We start from the raw sequence: 23,467 nt of genomic DNA on the forward strand, positions 1-23,467 counted from the left end.
CTAGCCTTCTGCTAAAACTGTTGCCTGGAAGACATTATCTGCTTCAGGGAAACTTGGCAAAGCAGTACCTGCTGCCTTAGTCCATGTTCCAACCGGATCAAGACTAGATTCATAAACCATAGCGAAAACATTTCCTACAGTATAGTTATTCGAGCCGCTAGATAGCAATCGTGACTCTTCGGGAGTTACTCCAAAGATAGATTCCCCAGGATTTTCTGCTCCAAACATAACAAGCTTATTTTCTGGGAAGTAGTGTTCTTTAACCAAAACTCCTTGAGCGTTTTCTTTGTAGTATTTAGCGTCATAAGTTGCGATGGTTGGTAAACCAAATTGTTGGAGTAGTTGGTTTAACGTACCAGCTGTTGGAAGCAAACCAGCGTCTTTGAAGTATGCCTTAATACCTGCATTCTGCAAAATAGCATTGCGGACTTTTGAAGAAGTTAAAATACGAGTAGGCGCCGTATCTAGCGTTCCTGCCCAAGTTGTTAACAAACCAATAACATCGGTTGCTGAGTCAGCGAAATCAACAGTTGCTTTGTGTTCGTCTGGTACTCCATAATCTACTACCAAATCAAGCCCGTTTTCATCAAGTGTAACAGTACCATTTGCGAGTACTTCCATCCGCATTTTTTCTACACGAGCATTTACTGAAGATACCATTGAATAGACATCGTTGTAAACTTCTTGTTCTAAGAATTGCTGTTCCTCAGCTGTACGTGGATTGCGGAGTGCAATGAGATCTTTTTCTTTTAGTTGGATTTTACGTTTGATAAAAGCCAGTTCCTGAGCACTTCGAGAAGCAACTCGAGAAGCAATTTCAGCCTCTGTATCAAATGCGTGCACACTAGCAATAGTTGGAATACGTGTGCCAGCTTTTAGAATATCAAACTCCAAACCTTGGACTTTTCGTGCTGGGAAGAGTGTTTCCCCTAAGAGAGGTGTAGCTTGACGATTATTAACGTAATCCAATACGTTTTTTTGTGAAAATAATTCTGCGATATTTACCATTTACTTGTTCTCCTTTTAATTATTCAATCGGTGCTGATGCAGCAGGTAGAGCAATCATTTTGCCATTAGCATCATAAAATTTAACCTCACGCATTGCTGTTTGAGCAGCATCTTCAGGTTTAACAGGCAAGCGTTCAATTAAAATATGTCCGGATACAATTACTCCAACAGGTTGTGCTCCTTTAGACACATCAACATCATTGATCGTAATACCTTCTGCTGTTTCGTCATTAGCTGGATAGATTGAGCCTGCTGGCAATACTCCATCAACTACACCTTTATGAGTTTTATCTACTTGTTTTGTGAATGATAGAAATTTTTGAGACTTCAAAAAATTAATATCTTGATAAGTTTGGGATTTTTGTACGTATACCATTTTTTTCCTCCTATTTAAGCGCCCATGGATCGTTATCGGGCTTTTTTGTTTGGTTATTTGCAGCTTTTGCTAATTGAGCACCACGTGATAATGTCGCAGTACCGCTTCCATCAAGTGGTATCTTACCACCTAACCTTTTTTCAAAATCAGCTTTGATAGATTCTCGCTCAGCTTCGATTGCCGCAATATAAGACTTCACATTATTAGAAGTTTTATCAGCATCTTCTGATACAATCATTTCTAAAACTTCTTTAGTGGGTTGTATACCTTTATCGTTCAGCATACCACTCGCCGTTTCAGACATTTCAGCCAATTGCTCCTTGCGTTCATAAGCAGCAATTTTATCTTGAAGCTGTTGCATCTCATAATCAGCTTTTTGCTTTTCATCCATAGCAGCTAATTTAGCAGCTTCGTTCTGCTTCTCATCAAGTTCCTTTTGCCAGCGAGAATATCTAGTGTTGATTATAGAATCTACATCAGTGTCATCTTTAAGCCCAAATTTGTCTTTGATTATTGCAACTTGCTCATCTGTCAGCTCATCTGGATTAAATTCAGGGGGAGTAGATTGGCCGGTTCCTGTTCCACCTTCATCACCTTCTTGTCCATCTGCAAAGAGTTGCAAGTTGAGTTGAAATAGTTCCTTATGTTTCATATTTGATGCTCCTTCCATATCTTTTAACGTGGATAAATGCTTGCACTTCCGAAGCTTTTAATGTCATCACGCTTGGACATAAGAAAAACCCATGGTATCCCAAGGGTTTGAAGTTTATATATAAAAAAGTACTGACTATATTCAGCACTCATTTTTTTAACCATCTATAAAAAAAATAAAATACAATTATTACTAATATGCTCACAATGATAATTGCTGCTGCATAAGCCGTAATGTTAATTTTCATATTTTTACCTACTTGATATTCTTTGATTAACTTCGTTAATCCTTGCCTTAAAAAGTGGTTCATACTTCACATAATCATTTATCTTAATCTTGATTATTTCTAACTCATCTATTTTTTGACCTGTAAAATCGTATTTTAAAGAAGAAAAAATCATAGCTAAAATCGTAAGAGTTCCTAAACCATTTTCTGTAAATCCATCTGTCTCCTCTATATCGACTGCTTCATTATTATAAAGATCTTGGAACATTATAGAAACAAGCGCTATTGTCCTAGGTGAACCATAACCTACCGTTTTCTGGAGTAATTCATTCAAATCTTTTTTACCTTTAGGTGTACTCATAGATTTTTCAACGAAATCCGGATCCATAGCATACTTAGCCCACTGCATCATTATCGTCTGTAAAGTACCATCTTTCCGATAAAATTGATCAATCTGTAAAGTTTTATTAAAACTGAATTCTCTTTCTGACTTTATCTTATCACCAATCATTTTCGGCATTTCTTTTAGAAGATTGTAAATAAACAAGCCAAATACAATAGCTATTAATGGCATGATAATAGAAATTGTAGCTAAGATAGTGGAAATAGTAGTCATGATTTACCTCTTACATTTTAATATCTATTATCATATCATTTATTTTAATCAAAAGCGCCTGTCAGTGACAAACGCTTAGTTATTTTTTCTTTTTCTGCGCAATTCTTCAATTGCTTTGTCAGCTTCTGCTCTGTCCTCAAAAGCCTGCTTATACTCATCTTGATTGATTACACCACGTTTCAATAAGCTATCCCAAAAAGCTTTATCATCTATATATGGAGCGGTGCTACATCTGCAAAACGGATGCATATTTGGTGCATTTATTCCTGGAGACATATCATTAACTTTAAATGTTCTACCATTTAACGCTCCGCAAGTTGGGCAAGCGTCAGGCTCTGCAATATATTTATATTCCTCGATTTCAGCCCTTTTGTAGCTATCTTCTTGTATAGAAGTTTGGACTCTGGTTGTCTCCGTCACTAATAAGCGTTGGGCGTAATAAGTCGCATTTTGCTTTCCTTTTTCCGTCATCAACCTTTTCAAGGGTTGCGTGAGTTCCTTTGGGTTCTTCCCTTGGGTAACTGATCTAATTAGAAGTTTTTCAAGGTCAGCTTTCAATTCATACTGATACTGCCACAACTTATCTGAAAAACTAGCAAAATTATCTGCTTGGAATCCACTGTTAACAACGGATTCTATTAGCGTTTTGTAACCTGTTTTTGGCACGCTTAGGCCTAGAATGCCCGCTTGCCTTTCAAATTCTTCTAAAGCAGTACCAGTGAGCGTATTTGAAAAGTATTTATCCAACTCATCGAATACAGCAATAAGCTCCAACCCTATATTTGCTTTCAATAACTCTAAGCGGTTTACTCGCATGGTTAAGTTATAAAGTTTCAATACTTGGTTAGCTCTATGTGAGAAATCTTTTGTTTCTACATACCTTTTAGCTTTCTTTCCAAACGATTTAACATCCATCTTATCTGCACGCTTCATAGCTTCACTAATTGAAACTCCCTGCCCATTCGTAAAATTATTCCAATTAGCATTAATCTCTTTTTGAATAGCTTCCTGAGCTTCAAATAGCTTGTTCATGATCTGCTTCATTCGCTTGGTGTCATCTTTAATTTGTTGCGCTTGCCATGCTTGTTCACGTTTGATCCAATAGTTAGGAGTTTTCATGAGCTACTCCTCAGCATCAGCTGGCGACTGTTCTTGTTTTTCGTAGGCTTGTTTGTCCTGATCGAAAATAGATGTAGAAGCTGCTTCTTTTTTTAGTCTTTTAAGTTCTTCATCTGCTGATACTCCAGTCAGCTTTTCAGCCATTTGACAAAGTGTTTCATCCGAAACAATACCATTCATACCAGAAATGACAGTCATTATTTCTTCATCAGATTGTGGAACATTAGGAGTAAATTTAATCTGTACTTCGTTAATTTTGTTATAAAGATCAGCCTTTTCTTTTTCATCATTGGTAAATATTGATTTAACTTTATCAACTAATGTTTGAGTCTGAGTTAGATTATCTTTAATACTCCATGAGTGAGTCAGTAACCTAAGTCTTCGCATGAGTGCTTTTTTCACCATCCGCTCTTTATTCTTTCTATCATTATCAGATCCCCAACCTTTAAACCGGAATCCAATACCTGACTGATTAGAGCCTATATTCTCGTCAGTGAAATCAATCAATGATGTGAAACGTAATATATCCGCAACGGTGCGACTATCATTGGCTTCAATTCCTTGAACATCATATTCTTTTTTTAAATAACTTGCATCAGGTTCAGCACCAGCTACACCGTCATATATCTTTTTATCTCCTAGTACAAGCATCCTTGCTTGCTGCATTGCTTTAAATAATTCTAATTTACTGTTATCCCCTGTCTCATCTTGACCAGTATCTGGATTACCTTTAATTACGAGATAAGCTTCAGAAGTATCTTGCTGAAAGTTAGCCATTTCCGAGCGAGATAAATCATAAGCATCAATAGAGTCCAGAACATTTTCAAAGTCGCTGAGCCTTTCTTCATTATTGATCCACTCATTTATCTGTACGCTATCAAAATAACTTTCTACCCTTCCTTCATCTTCTAGTTTCATCTCAGTTAAATTATTATTTTCGGCTCGCAAGAAGTAATTAAAACCTGTATTTGTATAAAGTTCTATCCGAGTCCACTGTTTGTCTAAGAATTTATCTTCGTAATAATGAACGCCACAGATTGAATTTTTATCTTTTGTATTGTCATAAATAACAAAGGTATGTTCAACATTGAATTTCGCTACAGTTTCTTTTCCGTACTCATCACGACCAATCCATTCATAGGCACGACCAAAGCCAAAAGTATCATGTCCCATTAATTGATTATGATAATCTTCATTCGTCTGACTAGAGAACTGCTCAATCCTATCTGTAATTGCTTTGTCTCCAGTATACTTCAAGGGATTTCCTAAAAGAACTCCCAATTTAAAAGAAACAATGAAGTTCGCAAAATCACTAGCAATCCGGTTATCTGATCGCCCTTCAGGTTTGGGCGGGCGATATTTAATATTATTATCTGCAAGCATATATCGCTTTAGCTGCTTCAATCTAGGTACTTGTTTTGATTTATGATGCTCGATAAACTCAATGATTAGTTTTCGCATATCTTCATGTTCAAAATCAATGACTTCTTCTATTTCCCCAGTACTCTTATCTAACATCGGTCTCTTCGGAAGCATATCAACAGGTACACGGTAGATTAAGTTCGCTTCTTTGTCAAAACGCTCTTTACCTAATAGATTAATAATTTTATCCACTTTTTCACCTCTATAAACCTAACTTTTTGAATTTATTTATTGTTTTAGCAACATCAACTGTGCTATTTATATTCATAGTCATTGTCTCAGCAATACCAGTTGTTGCATCTGGTGCATCATCATGCTTATTTTTTCCTTCTTTTTGGTAAGTGGTCATTGCTTGGTAGTATTCAGGGAACCTTGTTCTCCAATCGTTAGGAAAGCGAACGTGCTGCTCAATCCAGTAACTATTGGAATATATTCGTGCTTCTTTGTTGTTGCCTTGGTAGAAGTCCTCTACAGCACACGCAACCTTACCTTGAATTTTATCTCTGACAGAACGAGCAAAAGACCGACCGCCATTATTGCGCTCGATCCTTGATGCATTAACTTGGTTATTTATTAATTGATTCGCTACAGCATTTTCAGTGTACTCCATCGGTTTTTGTGTATAAATAACATCTAAGACATCTGCGTAACCATCTGCGGTCTCACCCCAAACTATAGAACAGAGATAGTCTTTACCAGTATCTGCTGTATCGCAATAGTTCCATATCTTCTTATAATCTGAACGAGCACTATATGTTTTAAACTCTCCATATAATCGCCCTTTTATATCAATTGGCTCTTGCTGATAGTTGGCGCTAGCTATATCAGCACCCATAGTTTTTACTTTACGTTGATAATCTTCAAAAGAAAGGACATCATCACATAGCATTTCATTTGTTTCTTCGTTGAATGCTTTAAAATTAATATGCTTTACTCGGTAACCATTTTGGGGAAGTTCTCGCAAAGCTCGTCCTGCCAAATCCTCGCTGTGCCAACGAGTCATATTGATAATAATCTTTCCGCCTGATTCCAAACGTGAAAGCATAGTGTTTACAAACCATTCCCAGTGCTTTTCCAAGACTGTCGCATTGTTTGCTTCCTCAGCATTCTTAATAACGTCGTCAATGATAATGATGTCAGCACCAAAACCTGTGGCAGTACCTGTTGGAGAAGTAGCCAGATAGTTATTATAACCATCCGACAGACTCCAAAGATTTTTCGCAGCGTCTCCATATTTGATTTCAGCATCGAAAATATCAGAGTAAACAATTTTATTTTCGTCTGCCTTTTCTTCTTGAAGTGTGTTACGAACATTTTTAGAAAAAACTGTGGATAAAGTTTCATTATATGAACCAGTCATAATCTTTTTATTATGATCGTTCCCCAAAACCCATTCAACAAACCGGCCAAGCGTTAGAGACTTACCGTGTCGTGGCGGAAGAGTTAGAACAAGGACATCGTGCTCATCATCGTCAAGAAATGCTTGAAATTCATTGCACATCTCAACTAGATAAGCTCTTTCTCGCTTATAAAAGCTCGGCATGATAAGATTACAATAGTCAAAGAAAAAGCGCTTAGCCAGCTCAATTTTAGCCCCTAGCGCTATTTTATCCATCACGGCTCGCCAACTTTCTAAGTTCTTCTGTTGTTAAATTTACAAAAGGATTAGTTTTGACTGAACCAGATAACTCAACTTTACTTGTGTAATCTCCATCCATTTTATTAAGCGTATCAATTGCCTTAATCATATCTGCTTCTTTTTCAGCGTTTTTAGCTATCTCTGATAAAGTGACCATTCGCTCTTTACGGGTCATGATGGCTGCATCCTGAGCTTCTTCCTGAAGTTCTTTATACCTTGCCCGAACCTTATCATTTTTAAACAAATTGGAGGCTTTAGAATCTACTGTTTCATCCTTCCAATTCTTTGATTGCTTGATTGCTTCTCTATAGGCTTTTCGTTGGCTCATGCCAGAAATCAGGCATTGAACAAACTTTTCGTGTCTTGCATTATCTAATACTGGCATTTTGTCTCCTTTCAGCAACATAAAAAGCCGTCATATCTGACGACTTCTTTTATTTTTTCAATTTCTTGATAATACTATAATACAATAAATAACGTGTCCGTTTAAAGGGGGCTAAAAGGACAATCTTACCAAAAGCCGCCGCATGCATCATCATACATTTCTAAAATTGCTCTCTTTTTCCTTCTAACTGTCCTATCACTCATTAAACACAGCTTGGCAAGCTCATCTTCTGTATAGTAATTAGTATCAATCCACTGATAATGGAAGAGCAATTTTGATGCATCATCCAATTTATTGATTAATTCATCAACCCTTTTTCTAAAATTCTCAATGTAAATAATCTGATCATCCATCATCCATTTTTCAACAATGTCATGTGTTGGATTTGAAATTTTGCTTGATCTGCCCCCTCCAATATTTTCATCATGTTGTTCCCTTATCATTAATTCTTGCTTTCGTATTGCTATTGCTTTATCTACCTCTCTGTAAAGATAAAGCTTCTTTGAAATTGATTTCATGTCCTGTTTTGAAAGTCTATATCTTCTACTCATGGTGTCTTAACTCCTTATATTTTGGTATAATAGAATTAAGAAAAGTTCTTTTTAAAGCGCATTGCAGTGCGCTTTTTGTATTTATTTCTTAGAAGTTCTGTATAATATAACCACATATAATAAACTCAGAAATGCGATACTTAGCCAAGTTGGAACTAGTGTCATTAGCCATGCGAATAATAATGTAACTGCAACCACTCCAATCGCCCTAAACAGTCGTTTTATATCAATTTTCATCTATCCCTCCTAATATCCTAACCAGACCCAACGAATTACACGAGCTAATAATCCAAGGATAATAATCGCAACAGCTGCAATTAATAGATAAGCAATCACTTCTCCAACTATAGTAGTAGTTGTTTTTTTATTTTTGTTATTAATCTTTACAACCTCCTCTTTGTTTGATACATCTTTTAGGTAGCACCTATCAATAGCTTCTTTAGCGACTCCCGCTTTTTTAAGTATCTCCAACTTTTGTTCTGGCTTCAAGATTTTGCCCATTGCTTTAATGGCAGTCATGGCTTGGTCTCTTCGATTCCATTCTTTTTCACCAATAACTGCATCTGCTATCACATCAAACTTTACGTCTGAGCCCATATGAGTGTAGCTATTTGAATCAATACATCTATGCCACAAATCATTCGCAGCTGATTCATTTACTTTTTTATTCACTAGATATCTCCTCCAGTCGCTGCTTACGTTCTTCCTTAATTCCATCATAGACAGTCATTAGAGTCTTCATTTCTTCAAATGATACATTTTGGAAGTTAACGTTGTAATTAATCGAATTTCCAAACAATCTTTGAATTGTATTTGTTTCAATTATTAACTCCATTGATTCATTCCTCCCCGAACACATTCTCCGACTCGTCAAGGTCAGAGCGGTTAATACGAGTTGCATTGCACCTCACACATGTTGCTAAAGCGTAGTGATATTGAACCCACTTATGCCTGAACAGCTTACACATTAGCTTCATTGGTTGTCCTCCTTATCAAAGGGTTTCAGATAACCTTTGAATTCTTCAATCTGACGCTCAATGTTTTTGAGAGCATTTTCAAGAGCTACTTCAATATCAACATTGTCTTTAAATGAATCTCTATTCTGCCAGATAAATTCCATCCGTGTTGCTGATTTATCAATTTGTTTTGCGTAATCAGTAATATAATTAAATTTATACTGTGTATATCCTAATTCCTGTTTCATCAAATCCCTCCCCACCAATCACACACTTTGATGATCAGCGTTAGTATTTTGTCTGTCATAATTTTTCTTTTTGTCTCCATTATTGTTTTAAATGTCTAATTAATTTAAATTCATGGTATAATCTCTTTATTAATATTTGGAGGACTTCCCCTTGAAGCAACTTTTTACTGCTCGTATGAGTAAGCCAGCTGTTCCTATTTCTTTAGTGTTACTTGCACTTGGATTCTCAGCACTAATTTATGAAATTCCATTCATTGCTCCATTCTCATTGGCCATTGCTGGATTTATAAGTCTTTACATCCTATTTGGAAAAGAGGGTATAACGTACACTTTTTCCAAGCCTAAAAAACTAACGAGTACTTTTTTCTTAGGATTAATTGCATCATATGCCTTCGCCCTAACTGGATTATATTTTGTCACTAAAGTTCTCCATAGCAACCCTCATGACAACCCTCTTGCACAAAATTTTGATCTATTAGAACTTTTAAAAACTATTCCTATGCTTTTGGGAGAAGAACTAATTACCATCGTGCTTCTCCTTATAATAGTAAATATCATGGGCGGAACACGTAAAGCTCTTGTAGTAGGCGTCATAGCGTCGGCAATAATTTTTGGTCTATTACATTTGTCTACATATGATTGGAACTTTGCACAAGTATTGCTAGTAATTTCTCTCGCTAGAATCCCTTTTACAATCGCTTCATTACGGAGTGATTCAATATACTCTGGTTATCTTATTCACATCGCTTACGATTGGATAGCATTCTTAAGTTACATGTTGACACATCACTAAACAATTGAGGTAAGAAGACTTACCTCTTTTTTCATCCCTCCACCACTTTCACGAGATCTTTATCCACCAAGTAGAGATAGATTATATTACGGTGTGAACATCCAAGTAAGGCGTCATTAGCTGGAAACATAAATTTATAAAGCTCACTATCATCACCAAGACCATCAGTGATTACTTTCATATAATCCCCTACATCACTATATGAGCGGATATAATCGCTACTATATGCTTCTTCGATTTCTTCTTCCAACTCATCCGCAACTTCCCTCGGAATCGTGAGCTGGGGTTGAGAAACCTCATCTAATAAATCAGATACTATTCTGATTACATCATCTTTAGGAACATAGAAAGTGCCCTCTTTTGTTTCAATACCAAAATTAAGTTCATTTTTGAATTTTAGAAGTCTTTCTTCTTTACTCATCCTCTCCCCCTTCTAGCGCTGCGAGTGCTTTGCCTGAAAGCAGAATCCCCTGCAAGGCCATATAACTTTTTGATGGTCATGAAGTTTGTTTTTACCATGTTATACCTCAGTTATTTCAATTTCTATCTTATTTTCATCGCCGTAAAACTTTCTTGCACAGACTACTACAAGCTGACTATCATCTGCATAATAGCCAAACTTAGTCATGTAATCTTGGATGTTCTTTAGAAGATTATCTAAATCAGGTCGAGTCGGTTTAGGCTTTCCCCACTGTTTCTTATTTTTTACGGCGTAAGTGAAGACAATATCCAGAATAAGATGCTGCTCTTTAGAGAAACCTTTCTTTGGTTTATATCGACTAAGTAAGTGTTGTAGCTCTCTGTTAGTCGTACCCTTGCGGTTATAAAAAGTTGGTTTACCGTTTTTATAACTAATTCCCTTTTGTTGCTGAGTCGTTGGCATCTTGCCTAGCTTAAACTCAAACTTCATTTACTTCTCCATATATCATTATCTCGGTAGCCGCTTCGTTACTGATTTTATTAACAGAAGCTATGAAAGTAACTGGATTCATTACAATCTCCTTTTCATGGGCCCATTTAACATATCTAACGAATTGCTGATAAGTTACACCAGGGACGAAGTTTAAATAATATGAAGCAAGTTTCTTATCAAAGGCACTCTTAGGTATCTCCCAAGCCATTTATTAAAGCCTCCACTTCTTCGTTTGACATATATTTTCTGTCTTTAAGAGTTTTAGGGTTGGACCACTCAGGCGCTCCTTGAACGATTTTGCTAGAATGATATGAGTTATTTTTCTGCTTACGATTTCTAAAATTAACATCATCTGCTTTAACATCTTGCAAAGTCTTAACCCCTTTTCGTTGCCAGTCTTTTAAGATGTTTTGTGCGCTCCTATAGTTTCGTTGAGATAGAGCAGCTCTTCTCATTGCTTCTTTTACCAAGTCATAACCAAAATCTTCTAAATCATATTTAATATTCTCCATGATGATAGAACTTGCCATTCCAAAATTTTCTTGGTAGATGTCTGAAAGCTTTTGGAAAAGATTCTGTTTCTCGCCAGAGAGAGTAGTTTTTATATTTTCAGTATTTTGTTTATTAGTACTTTGTATATTAGTATTTAGTAGCTGCTTATTTCCCACATCTGGGAAAGCCAGATCTGGAAAAGCCACATCTGGGAAATCGGAATCTGGCTTTTTAAAATCAGATACTTCCTTGTACCATTCTTTAACAGCTTTAGTTTCAGGATCAATTTTCCGTAATGTTCTTGCATAACCGTTGCTTTCAAGCTCTTTCCAAGCCGTTCTTAACGAAGCTTTTCCATCTTTATGGTGTTTTTCTATCTCTTCAAAATATATTTTCCAGTCATCTGGTAAACTCAAAATATATGCAAGCAAGCCCTTCGCCTTAAGTGAAAGTTTCTCATCCCGTAAAAATTCATTGCTAAGAATTGTAAAGTTATTACCCGCTTTTTTACGCTTTATACTTTGCATCTCTCTCCTTTCTGTTATTTTTAAATTTAATCAATATCATTAAATAGTTCGACTGCCGTATCATAATCGCAGTCATATTTTTCTATGATTCCTTTAATCATGTTCTCGTCATAGATCACGTTGACCTCCAACCGCAATGCGGCGAGCAGTTAAAAGCTTGCTCAGGCTGACTAAATACAAATCACTTGTCCAAAAATGATTTTAAAGTTGAGCTTAGTAGCTCTCTATCTGCTTAGGATTATTGAGGACTGCAGCTTTGCTCATGAACTTCTTGTTATTGATTAGGCAAACTATCTTGCATCATGCTATCCTCAGATGCTTTAATTGCAGCATCTTTTTTGGCTTCTACAAAACTTTCGATAGCGTTATATGCTGCATCAAGCGGCATGGCTAACCAGGCATTTTGCGCATCTACTGATGCCCCATATTGTTTGCCAGCAAATGATACCATTCTTTCAACAACACTTTGCATGTAAGTTTCATCAACTTCCTTTGATTTTCCGTGCTTATCTTTGATTGAATAAGTCTTTACAGATTTAATGGGCTCATCTTTTGGTAAAGCCCAATCAGGCAATTTAGGGTTTTCCCACCAATAATTTTTCTTTTTATCGCGGTCGTAAGCCTTATTCCAACCTTCAACTTTTTTGTCAGAAGTTTGGGCAAATGTAACAGGCAAATCGTATAAATAGCGACCCACACCCCACTGCACTGCAGCTCGCTTCATAGAACCAGATAGACCACCTTTCACTGCTTCTACTTGAGTTTTATCTGCTCCATCCCATTTTGTAACCCATTCTTCTTCGAATTTGACAGATATTCCACACAAGATTCCACCATCTGGACCACTTCTATACTCATTTTTCCACCCAGCAATCCCGAAAACTTCATCAAATCGTTCTTGTACTGCTCGATTATCTAAATAAGCAAGAACCAATACCCAGGGTTTATCATTACTCCATCCCATCTGTTGAACTCTCCAAACTATGCGATTTGGATGTAGAGGCTTTTGTAAAGCAAGCATTTGTTCTTCATAATTTGTCATAAGTTACCTCACGCATCCCATCTAAGAGGGGCTTTTTTTGGTTTTATAACAATAGACTGTTCAAGCTCTTGTTCAATACTGTTTCCAAACATACTCTTGAGTTTGGTTAAACTAATTGGCTCCACACAATCCCAACCATGATTCATTACTAGATCACGTTTCTGTTTACTGTTCATAGTCAAAACCTTTTGTTGTGCTGCTTTACCATAACTCAAACGATTGAATTGTTGTCCCTCATCCAGTCTTTTTTTAACTTCAGTATCAGCTTTCTTATAAAGGTCAGCTACTACTTTCAATTGAGAGTAAAACTCCGTAAGAGTTATATTATCCATCTCTTTTAAAACTGATGGATTCAAGTTGATTCTTTCCCCAGTATCACCATTTACTGGTATAAGTTGTAAGTCCATAATCCTCTCCGTTTCTTTTTTCATGTGAAACGTGATATAATCTTGTTATCATATTAAATAAGACACATCACGTCTTGTCCGCATTCCCGTGCGGACTTTTTATTTTGCATCCGTGATAAATTCAAAGCGATCAAGATTGTGGTCACGCTCCCACGCTTCTCTATACGCTTCGTTTTCCATAGCTCGCCGATACCAGTAACGTGTTTCAGCTATTGCTTCAGCATGTTCTCTGGAAAAGCGTGAAGCTTGTGCTACAGCTTGTTCATAGAGTGATTTATAATCTACATCTAATTCTTGAACTTTGTGACCAAATGGAGTCGGAATCAAGCCAACTGCTCTGCCGTTTCTAATTGCTCTTTGCATTGTTTTTCTTTCTATCTTAGTTCGTCTAAGCTGACGTTTAATGCATCAGCTATTTTTATTGCTGTTTGAAATGTCACATCTTTTATACGTCCACTTTTGAGATTATAAAAGACACTTACTCCAAGTCCTGTTAATTTTCCTAAGCGATAGATTGTAATACCTTTATCGCTTATTATCTTTTCTAATTTATTCCACATTATTAATTCTCCAGTTCATAAGTCTTAAGTTTTGTCAACCTTATTTGTTACTCGCGATATATTGATATTAAAATATAATATTTACTAAGAACATTGACCATTCGATTGGGCACTATTCAAATACATATTAAGGAAACAATTCATGATCCGAATTTCTCTCACCCGTTTTTTAGATTACACAGCCAAAGTTAGTCCAAGTGCTAAAATTAATACTGTCAGATCAATTAAGAAAGCTCCAGGATACAGTCCAGCTACTGATTATTGGAAACCACTTAGAGATGCAATTAAGAACATTCACGAAAAAGATTTACCGATTGAAACATTGAAGGAACTCCTAACAACCGTAGATGAAAAGAAAATTCCCAATTACTCTCGAAATATCACAAAATATATCTCCTTTATCAAAAAACATAATGTAGAATATTTTCCTGTCGGTAAAGCTCATTGGAGCATGTCCGATGACATATTTATTGGAAGTAATCCTGAGATTGGTTTGATCATCGATGGCAAGAAATACTACATAAAAAATTATTATAAAAAGCCCAATAAGGATACAAAAGTTGCTAAACGTAACATTAAATCTATGTTGACACTCATGCAAATATCAGAAAAAGATTTCCAAATAAAAGGAGACGAAAAGTTTGCTGTCCTTAATTTACAAAATGGTCAACTTATTGAAGCTGAACCTCCAACTCCTGAGGACGTTTTAGAACTAAAACTTGAAGCAGACCACTTTGTCAATACATGGAACAACATCTGATTAATAATCCGCTAGATCGCATTGAGATTGAGCACAAGATTCACAAATAAATGTTCCATCTTCAAACTCTAAATCTGTATCTGTATAATCTCCACAAATAATACATTTGTGGTATTTTTTCTTTTGGTTCATAATCATCTCTCTTTTCCATCTAAGAACCGCATTAAGCCTTTTAGCAATTCGCTTTAGGGCTTTTAAATTTTGTGTGATTAGATCATGGAATAGATCGAACAAGATTTCACCCGTTTCACGTTCGACGATATATCTGTATGCCATGAGTACCTCTTCTCATTTGATAACCGATTGACGTTTTTTTAGTTCTTGCTTGTACTCAGGTGTTCCAAAATATTGCATGAAGTCTCTAATTTCTTTGTAACGAAATCTTCGACCATTCATGAAAATTCCACACTTGAATTGTGGAAAAAGTTCCATTGCCTTTCTCCTTCTATAAACAGTTTGGGCATGAATAGAAAACTTTTCCGCAACTTGCTGAGTTGTCAAGTAATCATCATCTTTGTATTCCATCTGAACTCCTTTCTAATTTTCAAACTCAAAGCTTGTTTGTGAGTTTAAGCCACGAATTTCAAGTGTCGTGTTAAATGAAGGTTGCCACATATCTAGATATTCTAAAGCTTCATCATAACGACTTAATGGAATATCGCTGTATTTCACAACGTCGAAGCGATTATTTAAGTCTTTATAAAACTCTTTGAAAACTCTACCACCCATCTTTTTATGAGCGTTAGAATCTTTACCGCCAGTAAACATGTAGACCTTACTTGCGACTTTCTTTTGCAAAACTTTAGCTTTATTTGACGGAAGTCCGAATCTGTCTGTTAAATCAGCTACCTTATCCTCAACAACGTCAATTCGTTGGTTCGTTTCTTCATTAGCTGATAAAGCTAATTGAACAAGCTCATGTTGAGTAGTTGGAACTCGTAACTGTTGTTCTTTGGCTTGCTTTTCAACTTCAATGAAATACAGACGAGCTTGTTTTCCTTTTTCGTTACGCTGAATCATGGAAATTTCTTTTGCCATGTCAAGTTTGAGTGCATGATCAATGCTTGGGCGTCCGCCTTGAGGTTTTACTCTTTTTTCAGTAAAACCTATAAAATCAATGTTCTCTGTAAACCCGTACTTAACCATATCTTCAAACCAGTCATTGTATCGAGTTTTAACTCCTAAAAATTTGTGCAATTCACGACCGCTTACTACTTAGTCGTTATTTTCGTTTTGTGTGATTTTAATTAACTCATTCATAGCTTTCTCCTAGTCTAGTTCAATCCCTAAAATATCAGCTGCTAGCCAAATCTTTTGACCAACTAAATCAGCAAATTCTTTTACAGTCACTTGTTCTCCGTCTTCATTTTGAATTCCATGATCTGTGAATGCTGCTTTTATTAATTCGTTTGCTTCGACAAGCGCAGATTTTACTGTTACTTCTTGTTCGCTCATTTCTGAACACCTTTCTGTGATCTTTGTGTGTTTTAAACACAATTAAGGATAAAAATTAATATTTTTATATGGAACACTAAAATATTCTTCAATTTTTTCCAAGTCTTGAATATCAGGAAATGTTTTCCCAGATTCCCAATTCATCCAAGTATTCTTGTGAATACCCAGTTCTTTAGCCATTTCTTCTTGGTTTAAACCCTTGTTAACACGTAGAGCAGCCAAGGTCAATTTAAAATTTTCAGGCATCATTGTTCTCCTTTCTCAATTTCGATAAATTCATTTTACTGTGTTTTTAACACAATGTCAAGTCAAAAACACAAAAAAACACAATTTTTTATATTTTTATTTGTGTTTTTTGTGTTTTTTGTGTACAATGTTTCTAAAACTATTATAGAAAGAAATAATTATGAGCGGACATTTAGGAAATAAAGAAATAATGGCTGAAAATCTCAAGAGGTACATGAAAATGTACGGCTTAGACAGAAATGATATCGCTGAAATAGCTGGTGTTAGCTATTTTACCGTTAGAGACTGGTTAGTCGCTAGAACTTATCCTCGCATTGATAAAATAGAAATACTGGCAAACCATTGGAATATTTCTAAAGCTGACTTAGTTGAGCCTGAAAGTGAACGTCCAAAACCACCTACTCCTATAGTAGAAGAAATAGGAAAGGTAAGTTCTAAGCTCGAAGAACCTCGTCAAAAAGTAGTACTTGAAACGGCCGAAGTACAATTTAAAGAACAGGAAGAAGAAAAAGCTAAAGTTATCTCTCTCACAAATGAACAAAAACAGACTATTGATCTCGCCGATTTGGTAGATGATAGTAAGATTGATTGGGATAAATGGGTTTCATTTGATGGTAAGCCATTAACTGATGAAGTTAAGGAGGCTATGAAGCAAGCACTCGGAAAACGTTTGGAAGATAATAAATAAGGAGGTCTCTATGAGCGAACAGGAGCTTTTAGACTACCTCCTCAAAGAAATTGAAAAATGTGGTTTTGAAGTCGTTGATGTAGATTCTTTCCCTGTTCCCGCAGCGGTTAACGTTGATAATAAGGTTATGATTTATAATTCTAAAGAAGCTTCACCTTTTGAGATTGCCCATGAATTGATACACATTATAAATAAAGACAATCATCGTGGAGATTATTTTGATGCAACTAATCCCCAGGAAGTAAGAGCAAACCATGAGGCAATTCTTCTTCTTTGGGAAATATTCGAGGCCAACGGGGGTAGCTTTGAATATTTTAACGTCTACATCAACATAACTCATGCACCTTTTGAACTTGCTGAATCATTAATTAAATCTGAATATACGGAGATGCACAAAGCCATTAACGAAATATTTGAAGATGAAATACAGGTTAAAATCAATAAGGAAGAAATGAGACAATACATCGCCGATTATATAAGTTACTTTGATGTTATTGAAACAATCAATATTTATAATTTTTTAGATGCTTATCATCTTAGCCATTCTAATTATAATTTGGCTAAGAGTGAGTTTCAAAAAGTTTTAGGTATTGTTTAATAAATACGAGCAAGCTCTGAACCTCGATAAAAGCTAAGCAGGAGATTTTTTATGAGAACAGCTGCAGAGATGTATGATTATTGTCAAAGAAATAATTTTGGTAAAGGGGTATCTAAAAAGTGGGCTCTTAAACATTTCGGATTACTTGAAAAAAATTTGGATGGTAACGAAAATATACTAATGTGTTTTTGTGGACTCCATAATTATATTAGCGCAACAAAACATGATAGTACTTTTGCTTATGCAATTACGGATCGTAGAATTATTATGGGACAAAAAAAGATGGTTGGAGAACATTTCCAATCAGTATCTCTTAATAATTTGAATGACATTACATTTTCATCAGGGGTGTTAATGGGTATAATTACTATTGATACCTTCAAAGAAAAATTTAATGTAGCAGTTGATAAGGTTAGCGGCAGAAATATTAACGATGCAATTCATAGTGTCTTAATTACTAACTCTAGCAACAATCAAGCTAATTCTAACAACGATAATAACGAAAGATCTTTGAGCATTGCTGAGGAAATAAAGAAGTTCAAAGATTTGCTAGATATTGGAGCAATATCTCAGGAAGAATACGACCAACAAAAAGAAAAATTGTTGAAATAAAAAAATCCGACCAAACTTTGAACAAATAAATTAAATTTTTAGTAGCACACGAGCAAGCCTTGATTCTCACTAAAAGCTAGGTAGGAGAATTTTATGGGAGTTTTTAAGAAACTTAAACAATTAACGACATTAAATAAGGATATAGAAAATGCTGACCTTGCCTTAGTTAAGCTGAAGTCCGAAATTCATTCTCTTGATTTAAAAATAGGGAAGAATAAAGAATTACTTGAGAACCAAGAATTACTAATTGACAAATTTTCTAAAGAATTTCAAGAAAAAAATAATGAAACTAGACTTAAAATTATTGAAGACGCGATGTCAGAAAGCGAAAAAATAAAAAAAGAATCTGATGAATATGCGGCAAATATTTCTAGTCAATTTCATGAAACTGTAAAAAATAATGAAGAACTTTCAATAAAAAATGAAGCCTTAAAAAAAGAAAATGCTAAGTTATTGCGCCAAGGTAGAAAATGGCGGGCTGATATTCAATTTATAAAAACGTTGAGTTCTTCTACAAAATTTACAATTGATGATGAGGAACTCTACAATAAAATAAAAGAAACTCTCTCTGAAGAACATTTATTAGACACAATTTCTAATCTTCATTTACATTCAGATGATTCTAAGGAGCTTAGAAAACTATCTACTGCAACTAAAAAAGAAATAACTACTATTCTCGCTAAATACGAGAAAAATTATACAACTAAAACAAATAGAACCATATATGCTCTGATGGTTATTGGCTTACAAGCAGAAATAAAGATTTTAATGTATAATTTAACATTTAATAAAATATCTGAATCAAAAGAAAAACTAGAAGAAATAATCCATAAATTTCTTATCATAGCAGGGGAAGGGAATCAAAGTATCCTTCCAACTATAACTAAGTTTTTATTAGAAATTCAACCTTTATATTCTGAACTTCTAGATATTGAATATAAATACTTCATCTATCGAGAACGTGAAAAAGAAGAACAACGTCTCTTGAAAGAACAAATGAAACAAGAAGCTGTGGAACGAAAAGCTATGGAGGCTGAACGTAAAAAGCTTGAAATCGAAGAAGGAAAATATAAAACAGAAATAGAAAAGAATTCATTGTTGTTAGAAAATGAGACTGACGATGAAAAAGTCAGACAACTTCAGCTTAGGATTCAGGAACTCCAAACACAACTATCATCAGTTGAAGATAAAAAAGAAGAAATTGCAAGTTTAGCCCTTGGTAAGGCAGGTTATGTTTATATCATCTCCAATATTGGATCATTCGGAAACGGTATATTTAAAATTGGTATGACAAGACGTCTTGAGCCACAACAGCGAATAGATGAGCTTGGAAGTGCATCTGTACCATTTAAATTTGATGTTCACGCCTTTATTTTTAGTGATGATGCCGTTGGCTTAGAATATAAATTGCATAAAATGTTAAATCAAAATAGAGTCAATAAAGTTAATCTTAGAAAAGAATTTTTCAAAGTTGATATAGAAAAAATTGAAAAAATTGTAGAAGATATTGATCCCACTGCTAGTTTTAATAAAACAATCCTAGCACAGGAATATCGACAGTCCATCGCAATTGCTGAAAATCAGCTTTAAATAACAAAAAATCCGCTCGAACTTTGAACAAATAAATTAAATTTTTAGTAACACACGAGCAAGCCTTGATCCTCGTTAAAAGCTAGGTGAGGAAATGTAATTTATTTATGGAAAACAAAAATGAGTCAAAAGTGTTAGCTATTGTAGCTTTGATCCTTGGGATACTTGCGCTAATATTATCCTGGGTACCGATTGTTAACAACTTCGCTGCCGTGTTAGCTGTTATTTCAGCTATTCTTGGCTTAATTGCAATTATTTTAAATAGAAAAAACAAAAAAACGTTGAGTGTTGTGTCTTTTGTTATCTCAATATTAGCGTTTATTATTGTGTTAGCAACACAATCTATGTACTCAAGTGCCATTGATAGTGTTGGTAAACAAGTAAGTAGTGATATTTCAAGCTCACAAAAGAAAGCTGATGAAAATTTCAAATGGTCAAAAGCGGACTATGATGCGTTAGTAGTCGGGGATACACTTACTGGTGCTGGCGGAACAGATTATAACGAACTTGAAACAAAATTCGGCAAACCTTCCAATTCCTCTGAATCATCTTCGGGTGATTACACAATAAAAAATGCTTCTTGGGATAATATGGGGTCTTCCAAGTTTAAATCTGTTTCATTGTCATTCACAAAACAGGCAGACGGATCTTGGCTACTTTCAAATAAATCTCAATCAGGTTTAGAATAAAATAAAAAACCCGCCCAAACTTTGGCGAGTACCGGGCGGATTTACTGAAAATGGTTTACAAAAAGAAATTCCAATCTTGGAAACTTTTTATTGTACCATTTTATCATGAAATGAGGTACAAAATCAAATGTGGATAGAAGATTTACCAAACGGCAAATATAAGTATTGTGAGCGTTATACAGACACTAAAGGCATGTTAAGGAAAGTTTCAGTAACACTAGATAAAAATAGCTCTAGGGCGCAAAATGAAGCTTCTAGGCTACTGTATAACAAAATAGATGCAAAGATTGAAAAAGAAAAGAAAAAAATTAATGATGAACAAACTAAATTAGCTTCCATCACATTTTGGGAGGTCCAGGACGAATATTTTTCGATTTATGAAGAAACTGTAAAAGCTAAAACAGCATCGCTAAGAGAAACAGCAAAGAAAAAAATTAGAAGTTTAATCAGCGAAAAAACTTTATTATCTGATGTTGACTCTGTTTTTATTTTAGAGATATTGGAAAAATTATACTATCAAGAAAATTATTCTTACTCTTATGTCAAGACAATCAAAGCATCATTTAATATGGTTTTAGATTATGCTATATCAAAAAAATATATAACAGTTAATCCTATTTCTAATGTGAGAATTAAAAAGAAAACTCAAACTTTAGAGCAACGAGAAAAGAAAAAAGAAAAATATCTTGAGCGTAGTGAATTAAAGCAAGTCATAAAAGATATGGCTGTAATAGATAAATCAACCTCACTACTTATCGAATTCATGTCATTGACGGGACTAAGGTTTGGTGAATGTGTAGCAATCCAAAAGAAAAATATCGAAAATAACATCTTACACGTAAACGGAACATGGGATAGCGTTTCTAATTCTAAAACAACAACTAAAAATATTTATTCAGACAGAAAAATAACCCTACCTAAAAGATGCGTCCAAATAATTGAAGAATATCCTCTGAAATATCCAAACGATAAAATAAGCAACGATAATTATATTTTTATTTATAAAAATCATAAACCATATAGCCTATCAGTTGTTAATAGTAGACTAAAAAAAATAAATTCATCTAAAAATTTAAGTACACATATTTTTAGGCATACTCATATTGCTTTATTAACTGAGCTGGGAATACCTCTAAAGTCTATTATGGAAAGAGTAGGGCATAATAACCCACAAACAACACTTTCCATATATTCTCATGTAACTGAAGAAATGAGCAAAAATATAATTGAAAAACTAAATGAAATAGACCTCTTAAATTAGAGGTCTATTTTAATTAAAAAGGGGCAGAAAAAGGGGCAAAAATTTGATAAAGTTTAATAATCTTCGATAACTTTAAAAAATAAAAGAATCCCCATCCCCCTTTATTTACCAAGTGTTTGATAACTTTTTATGATAAAAGTTAATCTAGTATAATCTATATAAAACTACCTTAGCGACAGAATTTTTATTTTTATCTCACCATTGATGTTCAGCGATATTATCTTTAGCCCCCGGATAAATTGGCAATTCATCATAGGGAACTTGCAAAGCCTTTTAAGGGGCTACAGCATCAGCTCAATCAAAGACACGATCAAAAATTTCATCGACTCTTGTTAAATGATAATTGTAATCAAAAGCTTTATCAATAGCTTCATCATCCAAATACTGACGAATTTGTTCATTTTCTTCAAGCAATGGTCTAAACATCACTTGTTCATCCCAAGATTTTGCAGTCAAAGGTTGAACTAAATCGTAAGCTGCTTCACGCGTCATTCCTTTTTCAATCAACATTAACATGACATGTTGGCTGTAAATCAAGCCAAAAGTCGCATCCATATTTCGTTTCATATTTTCTGGGAAAACAGTCAAGTTTTTAACGATATTCCCAAAGCGATTCAACATGTAATCCAATAATTCTGTTGTATCTGGTGCAATGATGCGTTCAGCAGAACTGTGTGAAATGTCACGTTCATGCCAAAGACTAACATCTTCAAGAGCTGTAATGGCATGTCCACGAATAACGCGGGCTAAACCGGTCATATTTTCAGAACCAATTGGGTTACGTTTGTGTGGCATTGCGGATGAGCCTTTTTGACCTTTAGCAAAGAATTCTTCAACTTCACGTTGTTCAGATTTTTGCAAGCCACGGATTTCTGTGGCCATGCGTTCAATTGAGGTCGCAATGAGTGCCAACGTTTGGAAGTATTCTGCATGTAAATCACGTGGTAAGACTTGCGTTGAAATCTCTTGTGGACGCGTCCCTAATTTTTCACAAACATAGGCTTCAACAAATGGAGGAATATTCGCAAATGTTCCAACAGCACCAGAAATTTTCCCAGCTTCAACAGCTTTCGCAGCATGTTCAAAACGTTCAATATTTCGTTTCATTTCGCTGTACCAAGTGGCTAATTTCAAGCCAAAAGTTGTTGGTTCAGCGTGAACGCCGTGAGTTCGACCCATCATGACGGTGTATTTATGCTCTAAAGCTTTATTTTTAACAATTTCTGCGAAGTTTTGTAGGTCCTTGCGCAAAATATCATTGGCTTGTTTATAAAGATAACCATAGGCTGTATCAACGACGTCTGTTGAGGTCAGACCATAATGCACCCATTTGCGTTCTTCACCTAAAGTTTCTGACACGGCACGTGTGAAGGCCACCACGTCGTGGCGTGTTTCTTTTTCAATTTCCAATATGCGCGCTACATCAAAGCTAGCATTTTGGCGAATCTTTTGAACATCTTCTGTTGGGATTTCCCCAAGCTCTGCCCAAGCTTCATCCGCAAGGATTTCAACTTCAAGCCATGCCTTATATTTATTTTCTTCTGACCAAATATTTGCCATTTCTGGGCGTGAATAACGACTGATAACCACTTTTTACTCCTTTTTTACTGACAGCTCTGTCAGTAATCTTTTTACT

The 23,467-nt window shown here is 35.1% G+C and carries 34 protein-coding genes; 8 read left to right on the top strand and 26 right to left on the bottom strand.

Translation table 11 applies throughout. The features are described 5' to 3' along the window. The 12 genes from JW886_RS07580 to JW886_RS07635 all read right to left on the bottom strand — a co-directional run bounded on the left by JW886_RS07580 (nt 1) and on the right by JW886_RS07635 (nt 9,198). Nucleotides 1–1,008, bottom strand: a complete 1,008-nt coding sequence (locus JW886_RS07580; RefSeq protein WP_205871755.1) for a major capsid protein — start codon at nt 1,006–1,008, stop codon at nt 1–3. 19 nt (nt 1,009–1,027) lie between these two features. Then, entirely contained in the window at nt 1,028–1,384 is a 357-nt protein-coding gene (locus JW886_RS07585; RefSeq protein ID WP_205871756.1) for a hypothetical protein, read from the bottom strand. A 10-nt stretch (nt 1,385–1,394) separates the two neighbouring features. Continuing rightward, nucleotides 1,395–2,036 carry a DUF4355 domain-containing protein gene (locus JW886_RS07590; protein ID WP_205871757.1) on the bottom strand — a complete coding sequence of 214 codons (642 nt, stop codon included), beginning with the start codon at nt 2,034–2,036 and terminating at the stop codon, nt 1,395–1,397. Between the two features lie 251 nt (nt 2,037–2,287). Next, on the bottom strand, nt 2,288–2,878 hold the full coding sequence (locus JW886_RS07595; RefSeq protein ID WP_205871758.1) for a hypothetical protein: 591 nt from the start codon (nt 2,876–2,878) through the stop codon (nt 2,288–2,290). A gap of 75 nt (nt 2,879–2,953) precedes the next feature. Continuing rightward, nucleotides 2,954–3,997: a minor capsid protein gene (locus JW886_RS07600; RefSeq protein ID WP_205871759.1), complete on the bottom strand. Its 1,044-nt coding sequence runs from the start codon at nt 3,995–3,997 to the stop codon at nt 2,954–2,956. Nucleotides 3,998–4,000: 3 nt separating this feature from the next. Beyond that, nucleotides 4,001–5,611 carry a phage portal protein gene (locus JW886_RS07605; RefSeq protein ID WP_241003754.1) on the bottom strand — a complete coding sequence of 537 codons (1,611 nt, stop codon included), beginning with the start codon at nt 5,609–5,611 and terminating at the stop codon, nt 4,001–4,003. A 10-nt stretch (nt 5,612–5,621) separates the two neighbouring features. Continuing rightward, the gene (terL, locus tag JW886_RS07610) at nt 5,622–7,034 is read right to left on the bottom strand and encodes a phage terminase large subunit (RefSeq protein ID WP_241003755.1); all 1,413 of its coding nucleotides are present in this window, start codon (nt 7,032–7,034) and stop codon (nt 5,622–5,624) included. Further along, a complete protein-coding gene (locus JW886_RS07615; protein WP_205871760.1) occupies nt 7,027–7,443 on the bottom strand; it encodes a terminase small subunit in 417 nt (138 codons plus the stop codon). Before JW886_RS07615 ends, terL begins: the two co-directional genes overlap by 8 nt. 125 nt (nt 7,444–7,568) lie before the next feature. Further along, nucleotides 7,569–7,994 (bottom strand): transcriptional regulator, encoded by a 426-nt coding sequence (locus tag JW886_RS07620; protein ID WP_205871761.1) that lies wholly within the window; start codon nt 7,992–7,994, stop codon nt 7,569–7,571. A 246-nt stretch (nt 7,995–8,240) separates the two neighbouring features. Continuing rightward, nucleotides 8,241–8,666, bottom strand: coding sequence for a hypothetical protein (locus JW886_RS07625; protein WP_205871762.1), 426 nt, complete (start codon nt 8,664–8,666; stop codon nt 8,241–8,243). A gap of 167 nt (nt 8,667–8,833) precedes the next feature. After that, nucleotides 8,834–8,971, bottom strand: a complete 138-nt coding sequence (locus JW886_RS07630; RefSeq protein WP_205871763.1) for a DUF1660 family phage protein — start codon at nt 8,969–8,971, stop codon at nt 8,834–8,836. Further along, nucleotides 8,968–9,198: a hypothetical protein gene (locus tag JW886_RS07635; protein WP_205872502.1), complete on the bottom strand. Its 231-nt coding sequence runs from the start codon at nt 9,196–9,198 to the stop codon at nt 8,968–8,970. Before JW886_RS07635 ends, JW886_RS07630 begins: the two co-directional genes overlap by 4 nt. A gap of 151 nt (nt 9,199–9,349) precedes the next feature. Between JW886_RS07635 and JW886_RS07640 the strand changes: the two genes are divergently transcribed. Further along, nucleotides 9,350–9,991 (top strand): CPBP family intramembrane glutamic endopeptidase, encoded by a 642-nt coding sequence (locus JW886_RS07640; protein WP_241003756.1) that lies wholly within the window; start codon nt 9,350–9,352, stop codon nt 9,989–9,991. Nucleotides 9,992–10,022: 31 nt separating this feature from the next. Here JW886_RS07640 and JW886_RS07645 read toward each other — a convergent pair whose 3' ends face one another. The 8 genes from JW886_RS07645 to JW886_RS07680 form a co-directional block, all read right to left on the bottom strand. Beyond that, a complete protein-coding gene (locus JW886_RS07645; RefSeq protein ID WP_205871765.1) occupies nt 10,023–10,412 on the bottom strand; it encodes a hypothetical protein in 390 nt (129 codons plus the stop codon). Nucleotides 10,413–10,511: 99 nt separating this feature from the next. Next, the gene (locus JW886_RS07650; protein WP_205871766.1) at nt 10,512–10,901 is read right to left on the bottom strand and encodes a RusA family crossover junction endodeoxyribonuclease; all 390 of its coding nucleotides are present in this window, start codon (nt 10,899–10,901) and stop codon (nt 10,512–10,514) included. Beyond that, nucleotides 10,891–11,112 (bottom strand): hypothetical protein, encoded by a 222-nt coding sequence (locus JW886_RS07655; RefSeq protein ID WP_205871767.1) that lies wholly within the window; start codon nt 11,110–11,112, stop codon nt 10,891–10,893. Before JW886_RS07655 ends, JW886_RS07650 begins: the two co-directional genes overlap by 11 nt. Next, nucleotides 11,093–11,923 carry a DnaD domain protein gene (locus tag JW886_RS07660; RefSeq protein WP_205871768.1) on the bottom strand — a complete coding sequence of 277 codons (831 nt, stop codon included), beginning with the start codon at nt 11,921–11,923 and terminating at the stop codon, nt 11,093–11,095. The genes JW886_RS07655 and JW886_RS07660 overlap by 20 nt, the downstream gene beginning before the upstream one ends. Before the next feature lie 274 nt (nt 11,924–12,197). Beyond that, nucleotides 12,198–12,965, bottom strand: a complete 768-nt coding sequence (locus JW886_RS07665) for a Rad52/Rad22 family DNA repair protein (protein WP_205871769.1) — start codon at nt 12,963–12,965, stop codon at nt 12,198–12,200. An 8-nt stretch (nt 12,966–12,973) separates the two neighbouring features. Beyond that, nucleotides 12,974–13,372, bottom strand: a complete 399-nt coding sequence (locus JW886_RS07670; protein ID WP_205871770.1) for a hypothetical protein — start codon at nt 13,370–13,372, stop codon at nt 12,974–12,976. Nucleotides 13,373–13,471: 99 nt separating this feature from the next. Further along, nucleotides 13,472–13,735 (bottom strand): hypothetical protein, encoded by a 264-nt coding sequence (locus tag JW886_RS07675; RefSeq protein WP_205871771.1) that lies wholly within the window; start codon nt 13,733–13,735, stop codon nt 13,472–13,474. 11 nt (nt 13,736–13,746) lie between these two features. Beyond that, a complete protein-coding gene (locus tag JW886_RS07680; RefSeq protein ID WP_205871772.1) occupies nt 13,747–13,932 on the bottom strand; it encodes a helix-turn-helix domain-containing protein in 186 nt (61 codons plus the stop codon). 142 nt (nt 13,933–14,074) lie between these two features. Between JW886_RS07680 and JW886_RS07685 the strand changes: the two genes are divergently transcribed. After that, nucleotides 14,075–14,692 (top strand): hypothetical protein, encoded by a 618-nt coding sequence (locus JW886_RS07685; protein ID WP_205871773.1) that lies wholly within the window; start codon nt 14,075–14,077, stop codon nt 14,690–14,692. Here the strand turns inward: JW886_RS07685 and JW886_RS07690 are convergent, their stop codons facing one another. The 5 genes from JW886_RS07690 to JW886_RS07710 form a co-directional block, all read right to left on the bottom strand. Next, nucleotides 14,693–14,968 carry a hypothetical protein gene (locus JW886_RS07690; protein WP_205872519.1) on the bottom strand — a complete coding sequence of 92 codons (276 nt, stop codon included), beginning with the start codon at nt 14,966–14,968 and terminating at the stop codon, nt 14,693–14,695. 12 nt (nt 14,969–14,980) lie between these two features. Continuing rightward, complete coding sequence (locus tag JW886_RS07695) at nt 14,981–15,217, bottom strand: helix-turn-helix domain-containing protein (RefSeq protein ID WP_205871774.1); 237 nt, start codon at nt 15,215–15,217, stop codon at nt 14,981–14,983. A gap of 12 nt (nt 15,218–15,229) precedes the next feature. Beyond that, on the bottom strand, nt 15,230–15,889 hold the full coding sequence (locus JW886_RS07700; RefSeq protein ID WP_420844220.1) for an ORF6C domain-containing protein: 660 nt from the start codon (nt 15,887–15,889) through the stop codon (nt 15,230–15,232). A 72-nt stretch (nt 15,890–15,961) separates the two neighbouring features. After that, nucleotides 15,962–16,147, bottom strand: coding sequence for a hypothetical protein (locus JW886_RS07705; RefSeq protein WP_205871775.1), 186 nt, complete (start codon nt 16,145–16,147; stop codon nt 15,962–15,964). Between the two features lie 42 nt (nt 16,148–16,189). Next, entirely contained in the window at nt 16,190–16,396 is a 207-nt protein-coding gene (locus JW886_RS07710) for a helix-turn-helix transcriptional regulator (RefSeq protein WP_241003757.1), read from the bottom strand. A 157-nt stretch (nt 16,397–16,553) separates the two neighbouring features. On the opposite strand from JW886_RS07710, the gene JW886_RS07715 reads away from it, so the two are divergent. The 6 genes from JW886_RS07715 (at nt 16,554) to JW886_RS07740 (ending at nt 21,831) form a co-directional block, all read left to right on the top strand. Beyond that, entirely contained in the window at nt 16,554–17,081 is a 528-nt protein-coding gene (locus JW886_RS07715) for a phage repressor protein (protein ID WP_241003758.1), read from the top strand. 10 nt (nt 17,082–17,091) lie between these two features. Further along, nucleotides 17,092–17,679, top strand: a complete 588-nt coding sequence (locus JW886_RS07720; protein WP_205871776.1) for a hypothetical protein — start codon at nt 17,092–17,094, stop codon at nt 17,677–17,679. Between the two features lie 51 nt (nt 17,680–17,730). Then, nucleotides 17,731–18,291 (top strand): PH domain-containing protein, encoded by a 561-nt coding sequence (locus JW886_RS09890; RefSeq protein ID WP_241003759.1) that lies wholly within the window; start codon nt 17,731–17,733, stop codon nt 18,289–18,291. Between the two features lie 93 nt (nt 18,292–18,384). Continuing rightward, complete coding sequence (locus tag JW886_RS07730) at nt 18,385–19,881, top strand: GIY-YIG nuclease family protein (RefSeq protein WP_205871777.1); 1,497 nt, start codon at nt 18,385–18,387, stop codon at nt 19,879–19,881. A gap of 107 nt (nt 19,882–19,988) precedes the next feature. Next, nucleotides 19,989–20,570 (top strand): SUR7/PalI family protein, encoded by a 582-nt coding sequence (locus tag JW886_RS07735; protein WP_205871778.1) that lies wholly within the window; start codon nt 19,989–19,991, stop codon nt 20,568–20,570. 127 nt (nt 20,571–20,697) lie between these two features. Then, nucleotides 20,698–21,831, top strand: coding sequence for a tyrosine-type recombinase/integrase (locus JW886_RS07740; RefSeq protein WP_205871779.1), 1,134 nt, complete (start codon nt 20,698–20,700; stop codon nt 21,829–21,831). A 294-nt stretch (nt 21,832–22,125) separates the two neighbouring features. Here JW886_RS07740 and purB read toward each other — a convergent pair whose 3' ends face one another. Then, entirely contained in the window at nt 22,126–23,421 is a 1,296-nt protein-coding gene (purB, locus tag JW886_RS07745) for an adenylosuccinate lyase (protein WP_205871780.1), read from the bottom strand. Nucleotides 23,422–23,467: the final 46 nt, after the last annotated feature.

The sequence above is a fragment of the Lactococcus taiwanensis genome (genome assembly GCF_017068355.1).
Lineage (GTDB): Bacteria > Bacillota > Bacilli > Lactobacillales > Streptococcaceae > Lactococcus > Lactococcus taiwanensis.